The sequence below is a fragment of the Siccibacter colletis genome (genome assembly GCF_025914095.1).
In the GTDB taxonomy this organism is placed as follows: domain Bacteria; phylum Pseudomonadota; class Gammaproteobacteria; order Enterobacterales; family Enterobacteriaceae; genus Siccibacter; species Siccibacter colletis.
The window spans coordinates 1,136,094-1,161,485 of sequence record NZ_CP074352.1; the positions used below are offsets into that span (position 1 = coordinate 1,136,094).

Genomic DNA, 25,392 nt, shown 5'->3' on the forward strand with positions numbered 1-25,392 from the left:
CCCGCAGTGGCGGGGTGCGATACAGTGGCACAGGCCGGTTACTCTTTCTCGGCAATGTACGGATCGGCGAAGCCCAGGGCAAGCATTATCTCTGTCTCAATCCCTTCCATCTCTTCGGCTTCGTCGTCTTCAATATGGTCATAGCCCAGCAGATGCAGACTGCCGTGGATCACCATATGCGCCCAGTGGGCGTTGAGCGGTTTATCCTGCTCGACCGCTTCGCGCTCCACGACCTGGCGGCAGATAATCAGATCGCCCAGCAGCGGCAGCTCGATGCCCGGCGGGGCCTCAAATGGGAAAGAGAGCACGTTGGTGGACTTATCTTTGCCGCGGTACGTCAGGTTCAGTTCGTGGCTTTCCGGCTCGTCTACCAGGCGGATAGTCACTTCCGCTTCTTCCTGAAACTGGGGGATCACCGCATCCAGCCAGGCCTGAAACTGGGCTTCATCCGGAAGCCCGGTGGTGTCTTCGCAAGCCACTTGTAGATCTAACATCACCTGGCTCATTGACGCTCCTGCGAGCCGGCGTCATGCGCCTGTGCTTCACGTTTACGCTCGGCGGCCTGCTCGGCTTTACGCTTCTGCTCCGCCTCTTCCCAGGCTTCATAGGCGATAACGATGCGCGCGACCACCGGGTGGCGCACCACGTCTTCGCTGTGGAAGAAGTTAAAGCTGATCTCCTCCACACCGGACAGCACGTCAATGGCGTGACGCAGGCCGGATTTGGTGCTGCGCGGCAGGTCGATCTGGGTAATGTCGCCGGTAATCACCGCTTTCGAGTTAAAGCCGATACGCGTCAGGAACATTTTCATCTGTTCGATGGTGGTGTTCTGGCTCTCATCCAGAATGATGAACGCGTCGTTCAGCGTACGGCCACGCATGTAGGCCAGCGGCGCGACTTCAATGACGTTGCGCTCCATCAGCTTTTCAACGCGCTCGAAGCCCAGCATTTCGAACAGCGCATCGTAGAGCGGACGCAGATAAGGATCGACCTTCTGGCTGAGATCCCCCGGCAGGAAGCCGAGTTTCTCACCGGCTTCTACCGCCGGACGGGTCAGCAGAATACGACGGATCTCCTGACGCTCCAGCGCATCCACCGCCGCTGCGACCGCGAGGTAGGTTTTACCGGTACCCGCCGGGCCAACGCCGAAGGTGATGTCATGGTCAAGAATGTTGGCGATGTACTGCGCCTGGTTTGGCGTACGCGGCTTGATCACGCCACGTTTGGTTTTGATGTTTACCGCTTTGCCAAACTCGGGCACGCTTTCGGCGGTCTGTTCCAGCACGCGGGATTCTTTGATCGCCAGGTGAATGTTTTCCGGATCGATGTCGTTAATCTGACCTCGCACCGGGGCGGTATCAACATAGAGATCGCGCAGGATGTTCACGGCAGCGTTCACGCACAGCGTTCTGCCGGTGAGCTTAAAGTGGTTATCGCGACGGTTGATTTCGATGCCCAGACGTCGTTCGAGCTGCTTAATATTGTCGTCGAACGGGCCGCACAAACTCAGCAGACGGGCATTATCTGCAGGTTCCAGCGTTATTTCACGTGTATCGATATTCAAACTTATCCTCTTGTCTCACGGGACGGCTAAGGTGGACCAAAGCCTTACGGAATTTTCACAGGCCTGCGTGAAGTATTCACGGCACCGGAAAAAGGCGCAAGCATTGGGGATGATATTTGGGTGCTGCTTTCAGAAAGCAAGTGCAAAAAAGGAATTTGCTGGAGCAGGGCTGTACGGCGGAACCGCACAGCCCGGACGGCCCGCTGAGCGGGGCCGGATGACGTTACGGCTGGTAAATCCCGACGCCGATGTCGTTCTCTTTACGCGTGCGGGCGATGACCGATGCAGGCGTTTCGGCAACGCGCAGGCCCATCTCCGCTTCGGTGCGCACCAGCTTCGCGCGCAGGGAGTTTGGCAGCACTTCGGTGATCTCAACGTCAACAAACTTACCGACCATATCCGGCGTGCCTTCAAAGTTCACCACGCGGTTATTTTCGGTGCGGCCCGACAGCGCCATGATGCTTTTGCGCGAGGTGCCTTCCACCAGAATGCGCTGGGTGGTGCCGAGCATGCGGCGGCTCCACGCCATCGCCTGCTGGTTGATGCGATCCTGCAGAATATAGAGACGCTGTTTCTTCTCCTCTTCCGGAACATCATCCACCATGTCCGCCGCCGGGGTGCCTGGGCGCGCCGAGAAGATAAAGCTGAAGCTGACATCAAAGTTCACTTCAGCGATAAGCTTCATGGTCTGTTCGAAGTCCTGGGTGGTTTCGCCCGGGAAGCCGACGATAAAGTCGGAGCTGATCTGAATATCCGGACGCGCCGCGCGCAGCTTGCGAATGATCGCTTTGTACTCCAGCGCGGTATGGGTGCGGCCCATCAGATTCAGGACGCGATCCGAACCGCTCTGCACCGGCAGGTGCAGGAAGCTCACCAGCTCAGGGGTATCGCGGTACACCTCGATAATATCGTCGGTGAACTCGATCGGGTGGCTGGTAGTGAAGCGGATACGGTCGATGCCGTCGATGGCCGCCACCAGACGCAGCAGATCGGCAAAGGTGCCGGTGCTGCCGTCATAGTTCTCTCCGCGCCAGGCGTTGACGTTCTGGCCGAGCAGGTTGACTTCGCGCACGCCCTGCGCGGCAAGCTGGGCGATCTCAAACAGAATATCGTCGCTCGGACGACTCACTTCTTCCCCGCGGGTGTACGGCACCACGCAGTAGGTACAGTATTTGTTGCAGCCTTCCATGATGGAGACGAAGGCGGTCGGGCCATCGGCGCGCGGTTCCGGCAGGCGGTCAAATTTTTCGATTTCCGGGAAGCTGATATCGACGACCGGACTTTTCGTGCCGCGCACCTGGTTAATCATCTCCGGCAGACGATGCAGGGTCTGTGGGCCAAAGATAATATCGACGTAGTGGGCGCGCTGGCGAATATGATCACCTTCCTGCGAGGCCACGCAGCCGCCGACGCCAATGATGATGTCGGGATTTTTCGCCTTTAGCAGCTTCCAGCGACCCAGCTGATGAAACACTTTTTCCTGAGCCTTCTCGCGGATTGAGCAGGTATTGAGCAGCAGCACGTCGGCCTCTTCAGCCACGTCGGTCAACTGATAACCGTGGGTTGCGTCCAGCAGATCGGCCATCTTGGATGAATCGTACTCGTTCATCTGACAGCCCCAGGTTTTAATATGGAGTTTTTTTGTCATCGACTTGCTCATGCTTAAGTTAAAGCCAGGATTGCAGGCCGCGTATTGTAATGCTTTGCTGAGGATGTGACCAGCCTGAAGCCCGGATTGCTGGCGTGGGCGTTCGCAATGCGGTGACAGGCAACGCGCAGGCGAAAAATCCGGTACACTTGAGGGATCAGCGAAAGGATAAATGACTATGGCAAATCAACCCATTGACGTCGCCGTCGTAGGCGGAGGCATGGTCGGCGCCGCCGCGGCGCTGGGACTGGCGCAGCAGGGATTCACGGTCGCGGTTATCGATCATGCGGAGCCGCCGGCCTTTGACCCCGCCGCACCGGTGGACGTGCGTATTTCGGCCATCAGCAGCGCCTCGGTGGGGCTGTTGCGCAGCCTTGGGGTGTGGGAGGCGATTCAGGCGATGCGCTGCCACCCCTACAGCCGGCTGGAAACCTGGGAGTGGGAGAGCGCGCAGGTGGTGTTTGACGCCGCCGATCTCAACCTTCCCGAGCTGGGCTACATGGTAGAGAACAACGTGTTGCAGCGTGCGCTCTGGGAGCAGATGGTGGCACACCCGCGTATCACGCTGCGCTGCCCGACGACGCTGAGCGCGCTGCATCGTCATGCCGACAGCAGCACGCTAGAGTGCGCGGATGGTGAGACGCTGACGGCCCGGCTGGTCGTCGGTGCCGACGGCGCTAACTCGCAGGTCCGCCGCTGGGCCGGGATTGGCGTCCATGCCTGGCAGTACCAGCAATCCTGCATGCTTATCTCGGTTAAATGCGAGAATGCGCCGGGGCGCAGCACCTGGCAGCACTTTACGCCCAACGGCCCGCATGCGTTCCTGCCGCTGTTTGATTCCTGGGCTTCACTGGTGTGGTACGACCGGCCAGCACGTATTCGCCAGCTGCAGGGCATGAGCATGGCGCAGCTTAAGCGCGAAATTAATGTACATTTCCCGGCGCGGCTGAGTGAGGTAACCCCGGTTGCTGCGGGCGCGTTTCCGCTAACCCGGCTTCATGCGGTGGACTACGTTCAGCCGGGGCTGGTGCTGGTGGGCGATGCGGCGCACACCATTCACCCGCTGGCGGGGCAGGGGGTCAACCTGGGTTATCGCGATGTGGATGCGCTGATTGACGTGCTGGCCAACGCGCGCAGCGTCGGCGAGAACTGGGCGAGCCTTGAGGTGCTTAAACGCTATCAGCGTCGTCGTCAGGCGGATAATTTCCTGATGCAGAGCGGGATGGATCTGTTCTACGCCGGGTTCAGCAATAACCTCGCACCGCTGCGCGCGCTGCGTAACATCGGATTGATGGCAGCGAATCGCGCTGGCGTGTTGAAACGGCAGGCGCTGAAGTACGCGCTAGGGCTTTGAGTCAGGCTGATAAGTGAAAGGGCGGGAAACCGCCTTTTTTGTGGACGGCTGAAAAGCAAAAAGCTCGCCGAAGCGAGCTTTTTTAAGAGTGGCTGGGGTACGAGGATTCGAACCTCGGAATGCCGGAATCAGAATCCGGTGCCTTACCGCTTGGCGATACCCCAACAGGGCGCGTTTATCAGATAAACGACTTTTCAAATTTGGCTGGGGTACGAGGATTCGAACCTCGGAATGCCGGAATCAGAATCCGGTGCCTTACCGCTTGGCGATACCCCAAGAAAGTGGTGGCTACGACGGGAATCGAACCTGTGACCCCAGCATTATGAGTGCTGTGCTCTAACCAGCTGAGCTACGTAGCCAAATTGTACTGCTTTACCCGTATTTCTACCGGTATGACCTTCGCGTTAACCTGCGCAAGTCGGGAAAATATGGCTGGGGTACCTGGATTCGAACCAGGGAATGCCGGTATCAAAAACCGGTGCCTTACCGCTTGGCGATACCCCATCCGTGCAACGCTTATTGGGAATGGTGCGGGAGGCGAGACTTGAACTCGCACACCTTGCGGCGCCAGAACCTAAATCTGGTGCGTCTACCAATTTCGCCACTCCCGCAAAAAGATGGTGGCTACGACGGGAATCGAACCTGTGACCCCAGCATTATGAGTGCTGTGCTCTAACCAGCTGAGCTACGTAGCCATCTTTGTCGCGTTACCTTATCGGCGTTGCGGGGCGCATTATGCGTATTGGGCCTGGAAGCGTCAACACATTTTTTGCCGAAAATTACCCGTAAGCTGACTGTTTGACCAGCTTACGAACAGCTTGCTGCAATATTCGGCAATTATTGGATAACTCTCCCTTTTATGCCGCATTTTTGTACGTCATCGTAGCCAAAAAGAAGGGCCCCGCAGGGCCCTGGAATCACAACCGCCGCTTATTTATACGCCGACTGATGCACGCCTACCGCACGGCCTGACGGATCGTTCATAGTTTTGAACGCTTCGTCCCATTCGATGGCTTTTGCCGAAGAACAGGCAACAGACGGGCCGCCCGGGACACACTCCGCCGCGCTCGGCAGCGGGAACAGCTCTTCGAAAATTTCGCGGTACAGGTACGCTTCTTTAGAAGACGGCGTGTTGTACGGGAAACGGAAGCTGGCTGTGGCTAACTGCTGATCGGTAACCTGCTCAGCGGCCACTTCTTTCAGGGTGTCAATCCAGCTGTAGCCCACGCCGTCGGAGAACTGCTCCTTCTGACGCCACGCCACGCTCGCCGGCAGATAAGATTCAAAGCATTCGCGCAGCACATGCTTCTCCATTTTGCCGTTGCCACACATTTTGTCCTGCGGGTTGATGCGCATTGCAACATCAAGGAACTTCTTGTCGAGGAAGGGCACGCGCGCTTCTACGCCCCAGGCGGACATCGCTTTGTTGGCGCGGGCGCAGTCAAACATATGCAGCGCCTGCAGCTTGCGCACCGTCTCTTCATGCAGCTCTTTCGCATCCGGCGCTTTATGGAAGTAAAGGTAGCCGCCGAACACTTCGTCAGAACCTTCGCCGGAGAGCACCATTTTGATGCCCATGGCTTTGATCTTGCGCGACATCAGGTACATCGGGGTTGAGGCGCGAATAGTGGTCACGTCATAGGTTTCGATGTGGTAGATCACATCGCGGATAGCATCCAGCCCTTCCTGCACCGTAAAGTGAATTTCGTGGTGCACGGTGCCGAGATGGTTAGCTACTTCCTGCGCTGCTTTCAGATCCGGCGAGCCTTCGAGACCGACGGCAAAGGAGTGCAGCTGCGGCCACCAGGCTTCGGAGCGCTCCTGATCTTCCACGCGGCGCGCGGCGAATTTTTTGGTGATAGCGGAAATTACCGACGAATCCAGCCCGCCTGAGAGCAGCACGCCGTATGGCACGTCAGACATCAGGTGGCTTTTCACCGCGTCTTCCAGCGCCTGGCGCAGCTCGGCTTTATCCGTCACGTTGTCTTTTACCGCGTCATAGTCGAACCAATCGCGATGGTAATACGGGCGGATCTCGCCGTCCTGGCTCCACAGATAGCTGCCGGCCGGGAACTCTTTGATGGTGCGGCAGATCGGCACCAGCGCCTTCATTTCGGAGGCGACATAGAGGTTGCCATGTTCGTCATGACCCATGTACAGCGGAATGATGCCGATGTGGTCGCGGCCAATCAGATACGCATCTTTTTCACTGTCGTAGAGCACGAAGGCGAACATGCCCTGCAGCTCGTCGAGAAACTCCGGTCCCATTTCCTGGTAGAGCGCAAGGATAACTTCACAGTCAGAGCCGGTCTGGAACGGATAGCGGTCGCCGTATTCTGCGCGCAGCGCCTGGTGGTTGTAGATTTCGCCGTTCACGGCCAGGGCATGAGTTTTTTTCTGGTTGTACAGCGGCTGCGCCCCGGCGTTCACGTCCACGATCGACAGACGTTCGTGGGCGAGAATCGCTTTATCGCCGGCATAGACACCGGACCAGTCCGGGCCGCGGTGGCGCATCAGGCGGGAGAGTTCGAGCGCTTTTTTACGCAGCTCAACCGCATCAGTTTTAATATCCAATACACCAAAAATGGAACACATAACCTTCTCCGTTAAGCCTTGCCGTGATGTTGTGTCGAATTATCTGTCATTGCGGTTAAGGCTGTTTTTCTCGCAGTGACGTATCGCTTAAGCAAGAAAATGCCCTGGTTAGTGAAGGTTGTGCAAGCGATTTGCCGTTCTGCTGAAAAATAGTCAGCAAGGCATTGCGGAATAGTGAAAAATGCGAAGCAGAAGGCGCTATAAATTAGCGATTCAACAATTTTTAGCGCTTTTCATTGACGGCAGGAGCGTGGACGCACGCAGGGAATAATAAAACGTTAGCCGCGCGTCGGCGCGGCTGAGGGATTAAATAACGTCGATTTCTGCGACCGACGGGAAAATCCAGCTTGGGCGGAACGGCATAGCGTCGATGTCGTTGAGGGTAGAGACCCCGGAAAGTACCAGAATGGTTTCAAGCCCGGCCTGGAACCCGGCCAGAATATCGGTACGCAGGTTGTCGCCAACGATCACCGTATGCTCGGAGTGGGCCTGCATTTTATTCAGCGCTGCGCGGATGATCCACGGGCTTGGCTTGCCGACGTAAAACGGTTTGCGACCGGAGATCTTCTCAATGCCTGCACACAGCGCGCCGCAGGCCGGATAGAAACCGCGTCCGTGGGTGTCCGGGTTAGTGGCGATAAAGCGCGCGCCGTTCGCCACAAAGAATGCCGCTTTATGCATCATTTCCCAGTTATAGGAGCGCGTCTCGCCAACAATCACGAAGTCAGGATTGATATCGGTGATGGTAAAACCGGCTTTGTACAGCTCGTGGATCAGTGCGCCTTCGCCCACCACGTAGGCCTTTTTCCCTTCCTGACGGCGCAGAAAATCGGCAGTGGCCATCGCCGAGGTATAAAAGACGCTGTCGGGTACGTTGATGCCCGCCGAGGCAAAGCGGTTCGCCAGATCCTGCCCGGTTTGCGATGGATAGTTGGTCAGCAACACCAGCGGGAATCCTTTTTCAAGGATGCCGGTGAGGAATTCGCTGGCGCCCGGCACCGCGACATTATCGTGCATCAGCACGCCATCAATATCACAAATTACGTTCTGAATGGTCATCGACTACTCGTGTTCTGATTGCACAAAGGCGTAACTATAGCCTGGAAAAGGAGTGATCCGCTCAGCCTTCGAGCAAATGCTGCAGCAGGATCCCGTTCAGCATCGCCCGTTTCACCAGCGCAAAGGCACCAATGGCGGAGCGATGATCGAGCGCAGAGGGCACGACCGGCAAATTCTTGCGAAACGCCTTCAGCACCTGCGCGTTGATACAGCTCTCAATCGCTGGCAGCAGCACTTTTCCTGCTTCGACGATCTCGCCGGCAATGATCACTTTTTGCGGATTAAACAAATTGATGGCAATGGAAATGGCTTTGCCGAGATGACGGCCCGCGTGTTCAATCACTTCGGTAGCCAGCGGATCGCCCTTATTTGCGGCCTTGCAGATGGCTTTGATGGAGCACTCATCCGGCGTCAGGCGGCTCGGGTAACCCTGTTCCAGCAGGTGACGCACGCGCTGCTCAATCGCCGCGTTGGCTGCGATGGTTTCCAGACAGCCGAAGTTGCCGCAGTGGCAGCGTTCGCCCAGCGGATCGACCTGAATATGACCGATCTCGCCCACGTTGCCGTTACGGCCAATAAAAATGCGACCGCTGGAGATGATCCCCGCCCCGGTGCCGCGATGCACGCGCACCAGAATGGAGTCTTCACAGTCGCGGGTTGCACCGAAGTAGTGCTCAGCCAGCGCCAGGCTGCGGATATCGTGTCCGACAAAGCAAGTCAGGCCGAAACGATTTTCCAGCGCCTCCACCAGCGGCCAGTTCTCTACTGCAATGTGCGGCATATAGCGCACCACGCCGCTTTCCGGATCAACCAGCCCCGGCAGGATCACCGAGATCGCAATAAGCTCGCGAATTTTGCGCTGCCAGGTGGTCAGGAAAGTGGCGATGGTGTTGAGCAGCTCATGCTCCAGGGTTTCCTGGGTGCGCTGCGGTAGCGGGAAATGCTCTTCCGCCAGCACTTTGCTGCTGAGATCGTAGAGCGTCAGCGTCGCGTCGTGACGCCCGAGACGTACGCCGATGGCCTGGAACTGACGGGTTTCGGTAACAATAGAAATAGCGCGGCGACCACCGGTAGAGGCCTGTTGATCCACCTCTTTGATGAGGCCGCGCTCGATAAGCTGGCGGGTAATTTTCGTGACGCTGGCGGGAGCAAGCTGGCTCTGTTCGGCAATCTGAATGCGTGAGATGGGTCCGTGCTGGTCAATCAGGCGATAGACCGCCGCGCTGTTCAGTTGTTTTACCAGGTCAACATTACCAATTTGAGCTTGTCCGCCAGTTGTCATGCCTTTACTTACTCAGTGACGACCTCGTTACCATTAACGATGGTCTTGATGATTTTAAAATCGTGAGTGAAAGCGGTCAGGTTTGCCACTTTACCCGGCTCGATTGTGCCGAGCTTATGGTCCACGCCCATTGCGCGTGCGGGGTAGAGGCTTGCCATACGCAGCGCTTCATCAAGGGCAATATTGACATGCTGCACCAGATTGCGCACCCCTTCGATCATCGTCAGGGCAGAACCGCTCAGGGTACCGTTCTCGTCCACGCACAGCCCATTGCGGTAGTATATTGTTTTACCAGCAAAAATGAACTCTTCAATATCAGCACCTGCCGGTGCGGTGGCGTCAGTGACCAGACAGAGCTTATCGCCTTTGATTCGCTTCGCATTGCGCACGTTGGCGAAATCGACGTGTAACCCGTCAACGATGATGCCGCAGTAGAGATCCGGCTCGTCAAAAATTGCTCCGACCAGGCCCGGCTCACGACCGCTGATGTAAGGCATCGCATTATAAAGGTGGGTTGCGAAACGAATTCCGGCGCGGAAGCCTGTTTTCGCTTCCGCAAGGGTCGCATTAGAGTGCCCGGCGGAAACCACAATGCCGGCGGCGGACAGCTTACTGATCACCTCGGGTGCTACCATTTCTGGCGCGAGGGTGATTTTAGTAATCACGTCAGCATTCTGGCACAGGTAATCGACCAGCGCGGCATCGGGCTGGCGCACATAAACCGGGTTATGGGTGCCTTTCTTAACAATATTCAGCCACGGGCCTTCAAGGTGAAGCCCCAGTGCCTGATGAGGATGGTTGCTGAGGTAGTCTCGCATCACCTCGACGCCCTGTTTCATCAGGTCATCGCTGGTGGTGATGAGGGTTGGCAGATAGCTGGTGCAGCCCGATTTTTCATTGGCTTTCTGCATGATTTCCAGCGTTTCCACACTGACGGCGTCGGCGGTGTCGTTGAACTGCACGCCGCCGCAGCCGTTAAGCTGCATATCAATAAAACCGGGGGCGATGATGGCACCACCGAGATCGCGCTGCTCAATGCCTGCTGGCAGGTCGCCCAGCGGACAGATGCGCTCAATCAGGCCATGCGCGATAACAATCGCGTGGTCATCCAGTACGTCATGGCCGGTGTAAATCCGACCGTGGATTAATGCATACATTAGGGTACCCCCGGTAAACCGACTTAAAGGCCTTTGATATTTTCTGCTTCTAACTCGTTGAAGTATTTCAACGTTTTTACTTTCAGCTCCATTGTAGAGGGCTCATCGCACACTACAACCGCTTTCGGGTGCAGCTGCAGGCAGCTGATCGTCCACATATGGTTGACGTTGCCTTCTACCGCAGCCTGCAGCGCCTGCGCTTTCTGATGACCCAGCACCAGAATCATAACTTCCTGCGCATCGAGCAGCGTACCGACGCCGACGGTCAGTGCATATTTCGGCACCTGATTCACATCGCCATCAAAGAAGCGTGAGTTAGCGACGCGGGTATCGTGGGTCAGGGTTTTGATACGGGTGCGGGAGGAAAGCGACGACGCCGGTTCGTTGAACGCGATATGCCCGTCGTTGCCCACGCCGCCCATAAACAGGTGGATTTTACCGTAGGCGCGAATTTTTTCTTCATAGCGGCGACATTCAGCGTCGATGTCCGGCGCATTGCCATCAAGCAGGTTGATGTTTTCTGGCAGAATATCCACGTGATCAAAGAAATTGCGGTGCATGAAACTGTGGTAACTTTCCGGATGCTCCTTCGGCAGGCCGACGTACTCATCCATATTGAACGTAACAACGTGCTTAAAGCTGACCTGGCCCGCTTTATGCATTTCCACCAGCGCTTTGTAAGCTTCCATCGGCGTACCGCCGGTAGGCAGACCGAGTACAAAAGGACGATCGGCAGTCGGTGCGAACGCGTTGATGCGGTTAACGATATGGCGAGCGGCCCATTTACCAACTTGCTGGGCGGTTGCCAGGGGAATCAGTCTCATCATTCACCTCAGGGTTAAAAAGAAAGCATGGGCGGAGTTACCGAATCACAGTGTAAGCGTAACCTGGTTCACAATTCGGGGCGTCATCCGCTTTGATTTTTTGAATGATAAAATAAGTTTTGGTCGATAGCCAGAGTAAGGGAGGGCATAAAGCGATTCCTGGCGATCGCGATCACAAAAAAAACGCTTTTAATTTGCGATACGAATTAATTTTTCACACACTCGGTCGGTGGGTGATAATTCGCCGCGATTTCAGGTCCGTTAAACAATAAGAAACACGGCTTCACACAAGCCTTAAACGGGGTCTCAGAGGGGGAATAAAGTGAGTATTCTAGGTTATTTACAACGTATTGGCCGCGCACTGATGGTGCCGGTGGCCACACTGCCAGCCGCCGCCATTCTGATGGGCGTCGGTTACTGGATCGATCCGGTAGGCTGGGGCGGAGATAACGCGCTGTCGGCGTTCTTCATTCAGTCTGGTTCTGCCATTATCGACAACATGGGCGTGCTGTTTGCTGTGGGCGTGGCATACGGTATGTCGAAAGATAAAGACGGCGCCGCGGCGCTGGCCGGCTTCGTCGGCTTCCTGGTGCTTACCACCCTGTGTGCGCCAGACGCAGTGGCAATGATCCAGAAAATCCCGGCCGATCAGGTGCCTGCTGCTTTCGGTAAAATCAAAAACCAGTTCGTCGGCATCATGGTGGGTATTATTGCCGCCGAGCTCTACAACCGCTTCAGCACCGTTGAGCTGCCAAAGGCGCTCTCCTTCTTTAGCGGACGCCGTCTGGTTCCAATCCTCACCTCTTTCGTAATGATCGTTGTGGCGTTCATCATGATGTACATCTGGCCGATGGTGTTCGATGGCCTGGTGAACTTCGGTGAACATATTCAGAAAATGGGCTCGACGGGCGCGGGCGTATACGCCTTCTTTAACCGTCTGCTGATCCCGGTTGGCCTGCATCACGCCCTGAACTCGGTGTTCTGGTTTGACGTAGCCGGCATTAACGACATCCCGAACTTCCTTGGCGGCGCGCAGTCCATCGAAGCCGGTAAAGCGGTTGTCGGCATCACCGGTCGCTATCAGGCGGGCTTCTTCCCGATCATGATGTTCGGCCTGCCGGGTGCCGCGCTGGCGATTTACCATTGCGCTCGCGCTGAGAACAAAGCCAAAGTGCTGGGGATCATGATGGCGGGCGCGTTTGCCGCGTTCTTCACCGGGATCACCGAGCCGCTTGAATTCTCCTTTATGTTCGTCGCGCCGGTACTGTATGTCATTCATGCCGTGCTGACCGGTATCTCCGTCTTTATCGCGGCAAGCATGCAGTGGATTGCCGGCTTCGGCTTCAGCGCCGGGCTGGTGGATATGGTGCTGTCATCCCGCAACCCGCTGGCGACCCAGTGGTGGATGCTGATCCCGCAGGGTCTGGTGTTCTTCGTCATCTATTACGTGGTGTTCCGCTTTACCATTACGAAGTTCAACCTGATGACTCCGGGTCGCGAACTGGCGGTTGCCGGTAGCGAAGCCGATGGCCAGGACATCAACGTGAGCGGTACGGGCGAGCAGGACGTGTCTGGCCTGGCGCGTCAGTACATCGCCGCGGTAGGGGGTTCTGATAACCTCACCGGCATCGATGCCTGTATCACGCGTCTGCGTCTGAACGTCAAAGACTCGTCGCTGGTCAACGAAGCGCTGGCCAAACGCCTCGGCGCCACCGGCGTCATTCGCCTCAACAAAACCAGCGTGCAGATTATCGTTGGCTTCGTGGCTGAGAAAATTGCTAACGCCATGAAAACCACCGGCAACGTACCGGCCGCAGAAGCCGCACCGGCGGCTGCACCGGTTGCCTCCACAGCACAGCCGCAGGCCGTATCAAACGGCGTAACCGTTGCTGCGCTGCTGGCCCCGGTAAGTGGTGATGTGGTTGCGCTGGATCAGGTGCCGGACGAAGCCTTTGCCAGCAAAGCGGTGGGGGATGGCGTTGCCATTAAGCCGACCGGGAAGCTGGTGGTGGCGCCGGCAGCCGGCACCATTGTGAAAATCTTCAACACCAATCACGCGTTTTGTCTGGAGACGGAAAACGGCGCGGAGATCGTGGTGCATATGGGGATCGACACCGTTGCGCTGAACGGCCAGGGCTTCTCGCGTCTGGTGGAAGAGGGGGCGGAAGTGGTCGCCGGCCAGCCGGTGCTGGAAATGGATCTCGATTTCCTCAACGCCAATGCCCGTTCGATGATTAGCCCGGTAGTGTGCAGCAACAGCGATGATTACAGTGCGCTGGTGGTAAAAGCACAGGGCGCGGTCGTCGCAGGTCAGACGCCGCTGTTCGAGATTAAAGGCAAATAACCTTTCCTGAGTAGTGTGCTTTGCCTGAAGCGGCGGGATTATCCCGCCGCTTTTTTTATGCGTCACCTGCGCTACCAGGCTCACCGTGCCTTTTTCTGCAACAAACAGTTGTTTCAGGCAGCCGGTTATAAGATCATGCACCGTTAAACGATGTTCACGCCTTGAGGAAGCTGCGATGAGTGAGGCAGAAGCCCGCCCGACTAACTTTATTCGTCAGATTATTGATGAAGACCTGTCCAGTGGTAAACACACCACAATTTGCACCCGTTTTCCGCCGGAGCCGAACGGCTACCTGCATATAGGTCATGCAAAATCGATTTGCCTTAACTTCGGCATCGCCCAGGATTACCAGGGCCAGTGCAACCTGCGCTTTGACGACACCAACCCGGTAAAAGAAGATATCGAGTTCGTTGAGTCCATTAAAAATGACGTGCAGTGGCTGGGCTTCCACTGGTCAGGAGACGTGCGTTACTCCTCCAACTATTTCGACCAGCTGCACCAGTATGCGGTTGAGCTGATCGCTAAAGGTCTGGCATATGTTGACGAACTGTCGCCGGACGAAATCCGCGAATACCGCGGCACGCTGACTGCGCCGGGTAAAAACAGCCCGTACCGCGACCGCAGCGTGGAAGAGAACCTGGCGCTGTTCGAAAAAATGCGTGCCGGCGAGTTTGCCGAAGGCAAAGCCTGCCTGCGTGCGAAAATCGACATGGCATCGCCGTTTATCGTGATGCGCGATCCGGTGCTGTACCGCATTAAGTTTGCCGAGCATCACCAGACCGGCAACAAGTGGTGCATCTACCCGATGTACGACTTCACCCACTGCATTTCCGATGCGCTGGAAGGCATCACCCACTCGCTGTGTACCCTGGAGTTCCAGGATAACCGCCGCCTGTATGACTGGGTGCTGGATAACATCACGATTCCGGTGCATCCGCGTCAGTACGAGTTCTCGCGCCTGAACCTTGAATATACCGTCATGTCCAAGCGCAAGCTGAACCTGCTGGTAACCGATAAGCACGTTGAGGGCTGGGATGATCCGCGTATGCCGACCATCTCCGGTCTGCGTCGTCGCGGCTACACCGCAGCCTCCGTGCGTGAGTTCTGCAAACGCATTGGCGTTACCAAGCAGGACAACACCGTTGAGATGGCCGCGCTGGAAGCCTGCATCCGCGAAGATCTCAATGAGAACGCTCCGCGCGCGATGGCGGTTATCGATCCGGTTAAGCTTGTGATCGAAAACTATCCGCAGGGCGAGACGGAAGTGGTCTCCATGCCGAACCATCCTAACAAGCCTGAAATGGGCACCCGCGACGTGCCGTTCAGCGCTGAAATCTGGATCGATCGTGCCGATTTCCGTGAAGAAGCCAACAAGCAGTACAAGCGTCTGGTGCTGGGCAAAGAAGTGCGTCTGCGTAACGCCTACGTGATCAAAGCCGAGCGCGTTGAGAAAGATGCCGAAGGCAACATCACCACTATCTTCTGCTCTTACGATGCGGAGACGCTGAGTAAAGATCCGGCTGATGGCCGCAAGGTGAAAGGCGTAATCCACTGGGTCAGCGCCACTCACGCGCTGCCGGTTGAAATTCGCCTGTACGATCGACTGTTTAGCGTGCCAAACCCGGGTGCGGCAGAAGACTTCCTCTCCACCATTAATCCGGAATCGCTGGTCATCAAGCAGGGCTTCGCTGAGCCGAGCCTGAAAGCCGCTGAGCAAGGTGTTGCGTATCAGTTCGAGCGTGAAGGTTATTTCTGCCTCGACAGCCGTTATGCAACGGCTGATAAGCTGGTATTCAACCGCACCGTTGGTCTGCGTGATACCTGGGCGAAAGCTGGCGAATAAGTAGTTAATCGCGTTAAAACGCCGCGCAATGCGGCGTTTTTTTTATCTTTATATCCACAGTTACCTGTAAATATATTATTCGCCGCGCGAATTAATGAACCTTCTGTCAAATTTAGCTGCACGCATTTCTCTCTCTGAATGAGTTAGAATATCTTCATTTTTGTGAGTGAAATCGCTTCCATCCGCGCTAGCTCACTGATTTATCGGTTTTTCAGACGCTCCTCCATTTTTCCTGAAAGTTGTTACAAAATCAGAATAAATATGTGCACTTCGTCATAGTCCTGACAATCCTCAGGGAAAAGCATTGATAATTCGCGCCGCGAAAAATAAGCTGGATCTGGCAATGGCGAGCCCGAGATATATGCCGTTGCCTTTTGCTTTTTTATTTTTTCGTCGGGGCGTTTGCGTCCGGGCAATATTATTTGTCAAAGAGGAACTTCATCATGCGCGCGTTTGCTGACAAACGTAGTGCGCTCGCGTTAGCTATTGCTGGCGCTACTGCGCTCACCAGTTTTATTCCTGCATCTGCGGCACACGCCGCCGGATTTATTGATGATTCAACGCTTACTGGCGGTATCTATTACTGGCAGCGCGAGCGCGATCGCAAAGACGTTACCGACGACGATAAATATAAAACCAACCTCTCTCACGCCACCTGGAATGCCAACCTTGATTTTCAGTCCGGCTATATTGCAGATATGTTCGGCCTTGATGTGGCAGCCTTTACGGCAATAGAAATGGCGGAAAACGGCGACAGCGCGCACCCCAATGAAATCGCTTTCTCCGCCAGCAATAAAGCCTACGACGAGGACTGGTCCGGCGATAAGAGCGGCATCAGCCTGTATAAAGCCGCGGCGAAATTTAAATATGGTCCCGTCTGGGCGCGTGCCGGATATATTCAACCGACCGGGCAGACGCTGCTGGCACCGCACTGGAGTTTTATGCCAGGTACGTATCAGGGGGCAGAGGCTGGCGCGAATTATGATTATGGCGAGGCAGGCGCATTAAGTTTCTCCTATATGTGGACCAACAAATATAAAGCCCCGTGGCATACCGAAATGGACGGCTTTTATCAAAACGACCGCGCAACTAAAGTCGATTATCTGCACTCCCTCGGCGCGAAATACGATTTTAAAAACGATCTGGTACTCGAAGCCGCATTTGGTCAGGCCGAAGGATTTGTCGATCAATATTTCGCGAAAGGCAGCTATAAACTGCCGGTCGCCGGCAGTCCGCTCTCCACCAGTTACCAGTTTTATGGCGCCCGCGATAAAGCTGAAAATGCCACCCTCAATGATATCTACGACGGCACCGCCTGGCTGCAGGCGCTCACCTTCGGGTACAAGCTTGGCCAGGTCGATTTACGCCTCGAAGGCACGATGGTGAAAGCCGAGGGGCAGCAGGGCTACTTTCTCCAGCGTATGACCCCGACCTATGCCTCCTCCAACGGTCGACTCGACATCTGGTGGGACAACCGCTCGGACTTCAACGCCAACGGTGAAAAAGCGCTGTTCTTTGGCGCGATGTACGATCTCAGCAACTGGGATCTGGCGGGCTGGGCGGTAGGGGCGTCTTATGCTTACGCTTGGGACGCTAAACCCGCCAGCTGGGCGCTGGACGGCAACGGTGAACGCCAGTCCATCGCCAGCAATAACATCAAAGAATCCGCTTACAGCCTCGATGCGTCATACACCGTGCAGGACGGACGCGCTAAGGGCACGCTATTTAAGCTGCACTTCACCGAGTACGACAACCACTCCGACATTCCCAGCTACGGCGGGGGCTACGGCAATATCTTTCAGGACGAGCGCGACGTGAAGTTTATGGTTATCGCGCCCTTTACCCTTCTCTGACTGACCCGGCGCGGCCGCCGGTTGCGCCAGTACGCTCTCATTTTAAGGACAACCGTATGAAACGATGCAATCTGAGTGTGATCGCCACAGCGCTGCTGGGCGTATTTAGCGGGACGGCGCTGGCAGACCAGGCCACCGTAGACCGCATCAGCCACTTCGGGCTGAATTATGCCGTCAAGGATAATCAGGCGGCGCTGCACGGTGTGGACTGCGCGCAGCTTGGTGCAGACTGGGCGTCGTGCAACAAAGCGGTGATCGCGCTGACCAACCACGGCGATGCGGTGACCAGTAAAGACTGGGTCATCTGGTTCCACAGCATTCGTCAGATCCTGCGCGTCGATAATCCGCAGTTTAAAGTCACCCACGTGATGGGCGATCTGCACAAGCTTGAGCCGACCGACGCCTTCACCGGCTTTCCGGCCGGGGAGAAGGTTGAGATCCCGATTGTTAATGAGTACTGGCAGCTGTTTGTCACTGACGTGCTGCCACGCTGGTACGTGACCGCCGACGGCGCTTCGCCGAAAACCATTGCCAGTACCGATACCGAAGATCTGACCCAGTTTGTCACGCCGCTCGGCGAGCAGTGGAAACGCACGGCGGAGGATAACAATATCCTGATGACCGCCGAGGCGCGCTTTGAGAAAAACAGCGATGTGAAGATGCTCAACGCGCCAGCGCTGCGCGGCCAGATTGTGCCGACCCCGCAGCAGGTCAAAGTGCAGGGCCAGGATATCGATCTCAGCGGCGGCGTGAAGCCTGACCTTACGGCGCTGAAAGCGAACAGCCAGCAGGCACTGATGCAGCGCTTCAGCCAGCTTGGCGTCAATACCGGCGGGGCATATCCGGTGCGCGCGCAGATTGATAAAGCCGCGTTTAGCGGTGCGGCGGCAGTGCCAGGGGCGTACCGGTTGACCATCGATAAAAATGAGGCCGTGATTACCGGTCTTGACGAGGCGGGGGCGTTCTACGGCGTGCAGTCGCTGCTGTCCCTGATCCCTGCAAGCGGAGAACAAAAAATCGCCGCGCTGGAAGCCAGCGATGCGCCACGCTTTGCGTACCGGGGGATTCATCTTGATGTCGGGCGCAATTTCCACACGAAAGCGGCGGTACTGCGCCTGCTCGACCAGATGGCGGCGTACAAGCTGAATAAATTCCACTTCCACCTTAGCGATGATGAAGGCTGGCGCATTGAGATCCCCGGCCTGCCGGAACTGACCGACATCGGCAGCAAGCGCTGTCACGATCCGAGTGAGAAAACCTGTCTGCTGCCGCAGCTTGGCTCCGGCCCCGACAGCAATAACAACGGCAGCGGGTTCTTTACCCGAGCGGACTACATAGAGATCGTGAAATTCGCCGCCGCGCGTCACATTGAGGTGATCCCGGAGATCGATATGCCAGCCCATGCACGCGCGGCGACTATCGCGATGGAAGCGCGCTACGATCGGTTGATGAAGGCAGGGGATGAAAAAGCGGCCAGTGAATTCCGCCTGCTCGATCCCACCGACACCTCCAACACCACCGGCGTGCAGTACTACAACCGCACCGGGTATCTCAATCCGTGCCTCGATGCGTCGCGCCGCTTCGTCGATAAGGTGATCGGCGAAATGCAGCAGATGCACCGCGAGGCAGGTCAGCCGCTAACCACCTGGCATTTCGGCGGCGACGAAGCGAAAAATATCTACCTCGGTACCGGTTACACCGACCAGGCGAAGCCGGAAGCCGGCAAGGGCATTATCGACCAGAGCAAACAGGACAAACCCTGGGCGAAATCTGCCGCCTGTCAGGCGATGGTGAAAGCCGGCAACGTGGCCGATGTGGATCATCTCTCCAGCTATTTTGGCGTCGAGGTGAGCAAGCTGGTTAATGCCCACGGTATTGAGGCGATGCAGGCCTGGCAGGATGGGTTGAAAGACGCCAGAGATGCCAGCGCTTTCGCCACCAAAGCGGTGAACGTTAACTTCTGGGATACGCTCTACTGGGGCGGCTTCGACAGCGCCAGCGTCTGGGCGAACAAAGGCTTCCGGGTGGTGATTTCTAATCCGGATTACGTCTACCTTGATTTCCCGAATGAGGTGCATCCGCAGGAGAGCGGCTATTACTGGGGCACGCGTTTCAGCGATGAACGTAAAATCTTCAGTTTCGCCCCGGACAACCTGCCGCAAAACGCGGAAACCTCTGTGGATCGCGACGGCAATGCGTTCACGGCGAAATCCGATAAACCCTGGCCTGGCGCGTATGGCCTCTCTGCGCAGCTGTGGAGCGAAGTGGTGCGCACCGACCAGCAGATGGAGTACATGATCTATCCCCGTCTGATCGCGGTGGCAGAACGTGCCTGGCATCGCGCCAGCTGGGAGCAGGACTATCAGCAGGGGCGTGAGTATAAGGGCGGCGAGACGCATCAGGTGGATGTAAAAGCGCTGCACAATGACTGGGTGCGATTTGCCAGTCTGGTGGGCAGCCGCGAGCTGGCGAAGCTCGATAAAGCGGGCGTGCAGTACCGCCTGCCGGTACCGGGAGCGCGTATCGTTAACGGCGTGCTGGACGCCAACGTCAGCCTGCCCGGCGTGACGCTGGAGTACTCGCTCGACACCGGTAAAACCTGGCAGCGCTATGATGATAAGCAGCGTCCGGCGGTGAGCGGGGAAGTGCAGGTGCGGAGCGTCAGCGCGGACGGCAAGCGTTTCAGCCGCGTCGACAGCGTTAAAGGCTAAGCGTTATCTGCCACAGGCCAGCCTGCGGGCTGGCTTTTTTAGCGTCAGGCATAAAAAAACCGGCATCTGCCGGTTTTCTCGTTGCGACTTATTTTTCGCTGATTTCGTGCGCGTTATCTTCTTCGCGGCAGTCGCCTTCGGCGCAGTGGCCGTAGAGGTAGAGACTGTGGTTGGTCAGGCGAATGCCGTGACGGGTGGCGATTTCACGCTGGCGCTGCTCGATAGAGTCATCGCTGAATTCGATAACCTTGCCGCAGTCGAGGCAGATCAGGTGATCGTGGTGATGCTGCTGCGTCAGTTCGAATACGGACTTGCCGCCTTCGAAGTTGTGGCGCGTTACGATGCCGGCGTCGTCGAACTGGTTCAGTACGCGATAGACGGTCGCCAGACCAATTTCTTCGCCCATGTCGATCAGACGCTTATAAAGTTCTTCCGCGCTGACATGATGGTTATCTGGACCCTGTAACACTTCGAGGATTTTTAATCGAGGAAGCGTGACTTTCAGGCCAGCCTTCTTTAATGCGGTATTGTTGTCAGTCATGCGGAATCTGTCCTGTTGCTTTGCGATTCGCTCCGGTAAACGAAGCAGAATAACCGGATATCTTGTGTTGAATGCGACTCATTATAGAACTGCCTGAGTTAAATGAAAATCGCAAGTACCAATCCGAAAGTGTGCTTAAAAACCGGAATGGCGCCACAATTAATAGGGGTTTCACTCGGTTAACCAGGAGGACATTGTACAGAGTTGAATGGGAAAGTTACAAACTTGTAGCAATTATTTTTATTGGTTTTATCTATCAAAACGGCGCAAATCAGCGATTTACGCCGTTCAAAAATCAGGCGTTGATGATGTCCTGCAGATGCAGTTCCTCAGAAACCTGTTTAACCCATTTCTCGACGCGCTCAGCGGTCAGTTCAGGCTGGCGATCTTCATCAATGGCGAGGCCAACAAAGTGATCGTCATCTGCCAGTCCTTTGGACGCTTCAAAGTGGTAACCCGCCGTTGGCCAGTGGCCGACGATGGTTGCGCCACGCGGTTCGATGATGTCGCGGATGGTGCCCAGCGCATCGCAGAAGTATTCCGCATAATCTTCCTGGTCGCCGCAGCCAAACAGCGCTACCAGCTTGCCGTTGAAGTCGACTTCTTCAAGCGTCGGGAAGAAATCATCCCAGTCGCACTGCGCTTCGCCGTAGTACCAGGTCGGAATGCCCAGCAGCAGGATGTCGAACGCTTCCAGATCTTCTTTGCTGCTTTTAGCAATGTCATGCACCTCAGCAACATCTTTACCAATCTGTTTTTGAATGGTTTTTGCGATATTTTCGGTATTGCCGGTGTCGCTGCCGAAGAAAATGCCTACGATTGCCATGAGTTAAATAACCTCTTGAAACTAAATAGTATGGTAGCGGCAAAATGCCCACAGATAACGGCAATCATAGCAGAACAGAGAAGAGTGCGGAAACCGCTATCATACCGGTGTGCACAGACTGCAACATGACGATGCTTTTTTCGCCGGGGCGTTGTTAAGGTTTGAGGGTATTGAGCTGGGCGAGCAGCATCTCTTCGATAAGCTCGCTACGGCTGATGTCGCGCGCCTGGGCCAGTTGATTGAGGGCGTCTACCGCCTCTTCGTTGAGTTTCAGCTCGACGCGCTTAAGCCCGCGAACTTTGTCGCGCTTCAGCTGGTTGCGTTTATTGATGCGCAGCTGCTCATCACGCGTCAGGGGGTTCGTCTTCGGGCGACCGGGGCGACGCTCGTGCGCGAACAGATCAAGTGTCGTACGATCGGTTTGTTCTTTTGCCATGATAGAAATTTGAGACAGGAGAAACAGGCTGCCCGGGTGCGTCGGGGCGTATTAACAGCGCGCCATCATACATGAGGGCGTAGCGCGCGCCAACGCGTTAACGCCCCGGAGTGGCTGGTCGGTCTGTTTTTAGTCAGATAATTCAACATTCAGGAAGCGGCGAATGGCGCGCAGCACCGCCTGCGGCTTCTCGGCGTGCACCCAGTGACCCGCCCCGGCGATGACGTGCGCCCGCGCCTGGGGGAACTGCGCCAGCAGCGCCTCGCGATGGCTCTCGGTCACGTAAGGCGAATTTCCGCCGCGGATAAACAGCGCCGGGTGCGGCCAGGCCGGCACAGCTTCCCAGCCGATGATGTGATGATACTGATCCCACAGGGCAGGGACGTTGAAGCGCCATTCACCGTTGGCGAACGACTTCAGCAGAAACTGGATCACGCCCTCTTCGGCGATGTGCGTGCGCATCACGTCTGCTGCCGCCGTTCGGCTGGTCGCACCGGCGTCGGTGACCGCATTGATCGCCGCGAAAATCTCGTCGTGACGGCGCACGTCGTAGCTGACCGGCGCGATGTCGATCGCCACCAGATTCGCAATGCGCTCCGGCGCGAGGGCGCTGACGGCCATTACCGCTTTGCCGCCCATCGAATGGCCAATCAGCGTCACCTTATCCAGCCCCTGTTCGTCCAGGGTATCGACCAGATCCTGCGCCATCGCCGGGTAGGTCATCTCGTCTGCACGCGGAGAAAGGCCATGATTTCGCATATCTACCGACAGCACATCGTGATCCGCCACCAGGTCGCGCGCCAGCACGCCGAGGTTGTCCAGGCTGCCAAACAGCCCGTGAACCAGCACGATGGGAGAATTGTTGTTCGGTTGTTGCGCAGATTGCGCTCGGCTGTTCAATTTCATGGCAAAGTTCTTTTTTTGAGTCCGTAAGGATAGGGTATCATGTTGACCATTCTGCCGCCCGGCCGCAAGATTCCAGTTTAATCTGACTTTTGCCGCCTTCCTGGTTTGACGCTATTCGCTGTTGGGTTTTTGCTTCTATAATCCCAACGTCCCAACGACTTGTATTCAGAGAAGATATTGCACTGGATGAAGATGAAAACGATTGAAGTTGATGACGACCTTTACCGCTATATTGCCAGCCACACGCAGCATATTGGTGAGAGCGCGTCGGACATTTTACGGCGCATGCTGAAAGTTGCCGCCTCCCGTGACGCCGCGGCCCCGGCTACCGTTGCACCCGCCGTTGCGGTGGCTGCCACCGAGCAGAAGCCGGTCAGCCCGGTCAAAGATCGCGTGCGGGCGATGCGTGAGCTGCTGCTGTCGGACGATTACGCCGAGCAGCGCAAAGCCGTCAATCGTTTCATGCTGGTTCTGTCTACACTCTACTCATTGGATGCCTCCGCGTTTGCCGCCGCCACCGACTCGCTTCATGGCCGCACCCGTGTCTATTTCGCCGGGGATGAGCAAACGCTGTTGCACAGCGGTAATCAGACTAAGCCCAAACACGTTCCCGGTACGCCGTACTGGGTGATCACCAATACCAACACGGAGCGCAAGCGCAGCATGATCGAACACATCATGCAGGCCATGCAGTTCCCGGCGGAATTGACTGAAAAGGTTTGCGGCACCATTTAACTCTTGCGTCAATAAGGATCAGGCAATGGCAAACGACAAGCGCGCAGGGCAACCTGCGCAACAGAGTGACTTGATTAACGTCGCGCAGCTTACCGCGCAGTACTACGTGCTTAAGCCTGAGGTCGGAAATACGGAACACGCCGTGAAATTCGGCACCTCCGGCCACCGCGGCAGCGCCGTACGCCACAGCTTTAACGAGCCGCACATTCTGGCAATCGCGCAGGCGATCGCCGAAGAGCGCGCCAAAAATGGCGTTACCGGCCCGTGCTACGTGGGTAAAGATACCCACGCGCTTTCCGAACCGGCATTTATTTCGGTACTGGAAGTGCTGGCCGCCAACGGCGTTGACGTCATCGTGCAGGAAAACAACGGCTACACGCCGACCCCAGCCATTTCTAACGCGATCCTCGAACACAACAAGAGCGGCGGCGCGCAGGCAGACGGTATCGTGATCACGCCGTCCCACAACCCGCCGGAAGATGGCGGCATCAAATACAATCCGCCGAACGGTGGTCCGGCGGATACTAACGTCACGAAAGTGGTGGAAAACCGCGCCAACGCGCTGCTGGCCGACGGCCTGAACGGCGTAAAACGCGTATCGCTGGACGAAGCCTGGTCCAGCGGTCGCGTTACCGCGAAGGATCTGGTGCAGCCGTTTATTGAAGGGCTGGCAGAGATCGTCGATATGGCGGCAATCCAGAAAGCGGGCCTGAAGCTCGGCGTCGATCCGCTCGGCGGCTCCGGTATCGAATACTGGAAACGCATCGCCGAGCACTACCAGCTCGATCTTACTCTGGTCAACGATCAGGTCGATCAGACCTTCCGCTTTATGCACCTCGATAAAGACGGCGTGATTCGTATGGACTGCTCCAGCGAATCCGCGATGGCGGGCCTGCTCAAGCTGCGCGATCGGTTTGACCTGGCGTTCGCTAACGACCCGGATTACGATCGCCACGGCATCGTCACCCCGGCAGGGCTGATGAACCCGAACCACTATCTGGCGGTTGCGATCAACTACCTGTTCCAGCACCGTCCGCAGTGGGGCCAGGACGTCGCGGTAGGCAAAACCCTGGTGTCATCGGCGATGATCGACCGCGTGGTTAACGCGCTGGGCCGCAAGCTGGTGGAAGTGCCGGTCGGCTTCAAGTGGTTCGTTGACGGTTTGCACGACGGCAGCTTCGGTTTCGGCGGTGAAGAGAGTGCCGGGGCATCGTTCCTGCGCTTCGACGGTACCCCGTGGTCAACCGACAAAGACGGCATCATCATGTGCCTGCTGGCAGCGGAAATCACCGCGGTAACCGGTAAGAACCCGCAGCAGCACTATGACGAGCTGGCCGGGCGCTTTGGCGCACCGAGCTATAACCGTCTGCAGGCTTCCGCGTCGTCGGCACAGAAAGCCGCGCTGTCTAAGCTCTCACCGGATATGGTCAGCGCCAGCACCCTGGCGGGCGATGCTATCACCGCGCGTCTGACGGAAGCGCCGGGCAACGGTGCTTCTATCGGCGGGCTGAAGGTGATGACCGAGAACGGCTGGTTCGCGGCGCGTCCGTCCGGCACTGAAGATGCCTATAAAATCTACTGTGAAAGCTTCCTCGGGGCGGAACATCGCCAGCAGATCGAGAAAGAAGCGGTGGAAATCGTCAGTGAAGTGCTGAAAAACGCCTGAGTCTGATGAGGACAAAAAAGCGCGCTCCGGCGCGCTTTTTTATTGTCA

At 56.6% G+C, this 25,392-nt stretch carries 19 protein-coding genes and 6 tRNA genes; 7 read left to right on the plus strand and 18 right to left on the minus strand.

The window, feature by feature from the left end:
* Positions 1–38: 38 nt before the first annotated feature.
* The 3 genes from ybeY to miaB form a co-directional block, all read right to left on the minus strand.
* Complete coding sequence (gene ybeY / locus KFZ77_RS05465; RefSeq protein ID WP_031524869.1) at positions 39–506, minus strand: rRNA maturation RNase YbeY; 468 nt, start codon at positions 504–506, stop codon at positions 39–41.
* Positions 503–1,564, minus strand: coding sequence for a PhoH family protein (locus KFZ77_RS05470; protein ID WP_031524871.1), 1,062 nt, complete (start codon positions 1,562–1,564; stop codon positions 503–505). Before KFZ77_RS05470 ends, ybeY begins: the two co-directional genes overlap by 4 nt.
* A 223-nt stretch (positions 1,565–1,787) precedes the next feature.
* Positions 1,788–3,212: a tRNA (N6-isopentenyl adenosine(37)-C2)-methylthiotransferase MiaB gene (gene miaB, locus KFZ77_RS05475; protein ID WP_264385661.1), complete on the minus strand. Its 1,425-nt coding sequence runs from the start codon at positions 3,210–3,212 to the stop codon at positions 1,788–1,790.
* 178 nt (positions 3,213–3,390) lie between these two features.
* Here miaB and ubiF point away from each other — a divergent pair, with 178 nt between their 5' ends.
* Entirely contained in the window at positions 3,391–4,566 is a 1,176-nt protein-coding gene (gene ubiF / locus KFZ77_RS05480) for a 3-demethoxyubiquinol 3-hydroxylase (RefSeq protein ID WP_264385662.1), read from the plus strand.
* Between the two features lie 89 nt (positions 4,567–4,655).
* Here ubiF and KFZ77_RS05485 read toward each other — a convergent pair.
* The 11 genes from KFZ77_RS05485 to nagB form a co-directional block, all read right to left on the minus strand.
* Positions 4,656–4,730, minus strand: a tRNA-Gln gene (locus tag KFZ77_RS05485).
* Between the two features lie 37 nt (positions 4,731–4,767).
* Positions 4,768–4,842 (minus strand) — tRNA-Gln (locus KFZ77_RS05490).
* A gap of 6 nt (positions 4,843–4,848) precedes the next feature.
* Positions 4,849–4,925 (minus strand) — tRNA-Met (locus KFZ77_RS05495).
* Between the two features lie 70 nt (positions 4,926–4,995).
* Positions 4,996–5,070, minus strand: a tRNA-Gln gene (locus KFZ77_RS05500).
* Between the two features lie 22 nt (positions 5,071–5,092).
* A tRNA-Leu gene (locus tag KFZ77_RS05505) sits at positions 5,093–5,177 on the minus strand.
* Between the two features lie 7 nt (positions 5,178–5,184).
* Positions 5,185–5,261: transfer RNA gene (locus tag KFZ77_RS05510), tRNA-Met, on the minus strand.
* Positions 5,262–5,496: 235 nt separating this feature from the next.
* On the minus strand, positions 5,497–7,161 hold the full coding sequence (gene asnB, locus KFZ77_RS05515; protein WP_264385663.1) for an asparagine synthase B: 1,665 nt from the start codon (positions 7,159–7,161) through the stop codon (positions 5,497–5,499).
* Between the two features lie 306 nt (positions 7,162–7,467).
* Positions 7,468–8,220: an HAD-IIA family hydrolase gene (locus KFZ77_RS05520; RefSeq protein WP_031524879.1), complete on the minus strand. Its 753-nt coding sequence runs from the start codon at positions 8,218–8,220 to the stop codon at positions 7,468–7,470.
* 61 nt (positions 8,221–8,281) lie between these two features.
* A complete protein-coding gene (gene nagC / locus KFZ77_RS05525; protein WP_264385664.1) occupies positions 8,282–9,502 on the minus strand; it encodes a DNA-binding transcriptional regulator NagC in 1,221 nt (406 codons plus the stop codon).
* 8 nt (positions 9,503–9,510) lie between these two features.
* Positions 9,511–10,659 (minus strand): N-acetylglucosamine-6-phosphate deacetylase, encoded by a 1,149-nt coding sequence (gene nagA, locus KFZ77_RS05530; RefSeq protein ID WP_264385665.1) that lies wholly within the window; start codon positions 10,657–10,659, stop codon positions 9,511–9,513.
* A gap of 23 nt (positions 10,660–10,682) precedes the next feature.
* Positions 10,683–11,483: a glucosamine-6-phosphate deaminase gene (nagB, locus tag KFZ77_RS05535; RefSeq protein WP_031524884.1), complete on the minus strand. Its 801-nt coding sequence runs from the start codon at positions 11,481–11,483 to the stop codon at positions 10,683–10,685.
* A gap of 322 nt (positions 11,484–11,805) precedes the next feature.
* Here nagB and nagE point away from each other — a divergent pair, with 322 nt between their 5' ends.
* The 4 genes from nagE to KFZ77_RS05555 all read left to right on the plus strand — a co-directional run bounded on the left by nagE (position 11,806) and on the right by KFZ77_RS05555 (position 20,234).
* Positions 11,806–13,827 carry an N-acetylglucosamine-specific PTS transporter subunit IIBC gene (nagE, locus tag KFZ77_RS05540; RefSeq protein ID WP_264385666.1) on the plus strand — a complete coding sequence of 674 codons (2,022 nt, stop codon included), beginning with the start codon at positions 11,806–11,808 and terminating at the stop codon, positions 13,825–13,827.
* A gap of 175 nt (positions 13,828–14,002) precedes the next feature.
* Positions 14,003–15,670 (plus strand): glutamine--tRNA ligase, encoded by a 1,668-nt coding sequence (gene glnS, locus KFZ77_RS05545; protein WP_264385667.1) that lies wholly within the window; start codon positions 14,003–14,005, stop codon positions 15,668–15,670.
* Between the two features lie 443 nt (positions 15,671–16,113).
* Positions 16,114–17,523 (plus strand): chitoporin ChiP, encoded by a 1,410-nt coding sequence (gene chiP / locus KFZ77_RS05550; RefSeq protein WP_264385668.1) that lies wholly within the window; start codon positions 16,114–16,116, stop codon positions 17,521–17,523.
* A 56-nt stretch (positions 17,524–17,579) separates the two neighbouring features.
* Positions 17,580–20,234: a beta-N-acetylhexosaminidase gene (locus KFZ77_RS05555; RefSeq protein ID WP_264385669.1), complete on the plus strand. Its 2,655-nt coding sequence runs from the start codon at positions 17,580–17,582 to the stop codon at positions 20,232–20,234.
* Positions 20,235–20,322: 88 nt separating this feature from the next.
* On the opposite strand, the gene fur is transcribed toward KFZ77_RS05555, so the two are convergent.
* The 4 genes from fur to ybfF all read right to left on the minus strand — a co-directional run bounded on the left by fur (position 20,323) and on the right by ybfF (position 22,943).
* The gene (fur, locus tag KFZ77_RS05560) at positions 20,323–20,775 is read right to left on the minus strand and encodes a ferric iron uptake transcriptional regulator (protein ID WP_031524893.1); all 453 of its coding nucleotides are present in this window, start codon (positions 20,773–20,775) and stop codon (positions 20,323–20,325) included.
* 295 nt (positions 20,776–21,070) lie between these two features.
* The gene (gene fldA / locus KFZ77_RS05565; RefSeq protein ID WP_031524894.1) at positions 21,071–21,601 is read right to left on the minus strand and encodes a flavodoxin FldA; all 531 of its coding nucleotides are present in this window, start codon (positions 21,599–21,601) and stop codon (positions 21,071–21,073) included.
* A gap of 154 nt (positions 21,602–21,755) precedes the next feature.
* Complete coding sequence (gene ybfE, locus KFZ77_RS05570) at positions 21,756–22,037, minus strand: LexA regulated protein (protein WP_031524897.1); 282 nt, start codon at positions 22,035–22,037, stop codon at positions 21,756–21,758.
* Between the two features lie 129 nt (positions 22,038–22,166).
* On the minus strand, positions 22,167–22,943 hold the full coding sequence (gene ybfF, locus KFZ77_RS05575) for an esterase (protein WP_264385670.1): 777 nt from the start codon (positions 22,941–22,943) through the stop codon (positions 22,167–22,169).
* A 192-nt stretch (positions 22,944–23,135) separates the two neighbouring features.
* Between ybfF and seqA the strand changes: the two genes are divergently transcribed.
* Positions 23,136–23,678: a replication initiation negative regulator SeqA gene (gene seqA / locus KFZ77_RS05580; protein ID WP_031524901.1), complete on the plus strand. Its 543-nt coding sequence runs from the start codon at positions 23,136–23,138 to the stop codon at positions 23,676–23,678.
* A gap of 25 nt (positions 23,679–23,703) precedes the next feature.
* Positions 23,704–25,344 carry a phosphoglucomutase (alpha-D-glucose-1,6-bisphosphate-dependent) gene (gene pgm / locus KFZ77_RS05585; protein WP_264385671.1) on the plus strand — a complete coding sequence of 547 codons (1,641 nt, stop codon included), beginning with the start codon at positions 23,704–23,706 and terminating at the stop codon, positions 25,342–25,344.
* The last annotated feature ends 48 nt before the right edge of the window (positions 25,345–25,392 follow it).

Coding starts and splice junctions, on each gene's coding strand:
- ybeY (WP_031524869.1), bottom strand. CDS start 506: ATGAGCCAGGTGATGTTAGATCTACAAGTGGCTTGCGAAGACACCACC.
- miaB (WP_264385661.1), bottom strand. CDS start 3,212: ATGACAAAAAAACTCCATATTAAAACCTGGGGCTGTCAGATGAACGAG.
- ubiF (WP_264385662.1), top strand. CDS start 3,391: ATGGCAAATCAACCCATTGACGTCGCCGTCGTAGGCGGAGGCATGGTC.
- asnB (WP_264385663.1), bottom strand. CDS start 7,161: ATGTGTTCCATTTTTGGTGTATTGGATATTAAAACTGATGCGGTTGAG.
- KFZ77_RS05520 (WP_031524879.1), bottom strand. CDS start 8,220: ATGACCATTCAGAACGTAATTTGTGATATTGATGGCGTGCTGATGCAC.
- nagC (WP_264385664.1), bottom strand. CDS start 9,502: ATGACAACTGGCGGACAAGCTCAAATTGGTAATGTTGACCTGGTAAAA.
- nagA (WP_264385665.1), bottom strand. CDS start 10,659: ATGTATGCATTAATCCACGGTCGGATTTACACCGGCCATGACGTACTG.
- nagB (WP_031524884.1), bottom strand. CDS start 11,483: ATGAGACTGATTCCCCTGGCAACCGCCCAGCAAGTTGGTAAATGGGCC.
- glnS (WP_264385667.1), top strand. CDS start 14,003: ATGAGTGAGGCAGAAGCCCGCCCGACTAACTTTATTCGTCAGATTATT.
- chiP (WP_264385668.1), top strand. CDS start 16,114: ATGCGCGCGTTTGCTGACAAACGTAGTGCGCTCGCGTTAGCTATTGCT.
- KFZ77_RS05555 (WP_264385669.1), top strand. CDS start 17,580: ATGAAACGATGCAATCTGAGTGTGATCGCCACAGCGCTGCTGGGCGTA.
- fur (WP_031524893.1), bottom strand. CDS start 20,775: ATGACTGACAACAATACCGCATTAAAGAAGGCTGGCCTGAAAGTCACG.
- fldA (WP_031524894.1), bottom strand. CDS start 21,601: ATGGCAATCGTAGGCATTTTCTTCGGCAGCGACACCGGCAATACCGAA.
- ybfE (WP_031524897.1), bottom strand. CDS start 22,037: ATGGCAAAAGAACAAACCGATCGTACGACACTTGATCTGTTCGCGCAC.
- ybfF (WP_264385670.1), bottom strand. CDS start 22,943: ATGAAATTGAACAGCCGAGCGCAATCTGCGCAACAACCGAACAACAAT.
- seqA (WP_031524901.1), top strand. CDS start 23,136: ATGAAAACGATTGAAGTTGATGACGACCTTTACCGCTATATTGCCAGC.
- pgm (WP_264385671.1), top strand. CDS start 23,704: ATGGCAAACGACAAGCGCGCAGGGCAACCTGCGCAACAGAGTGACTTG.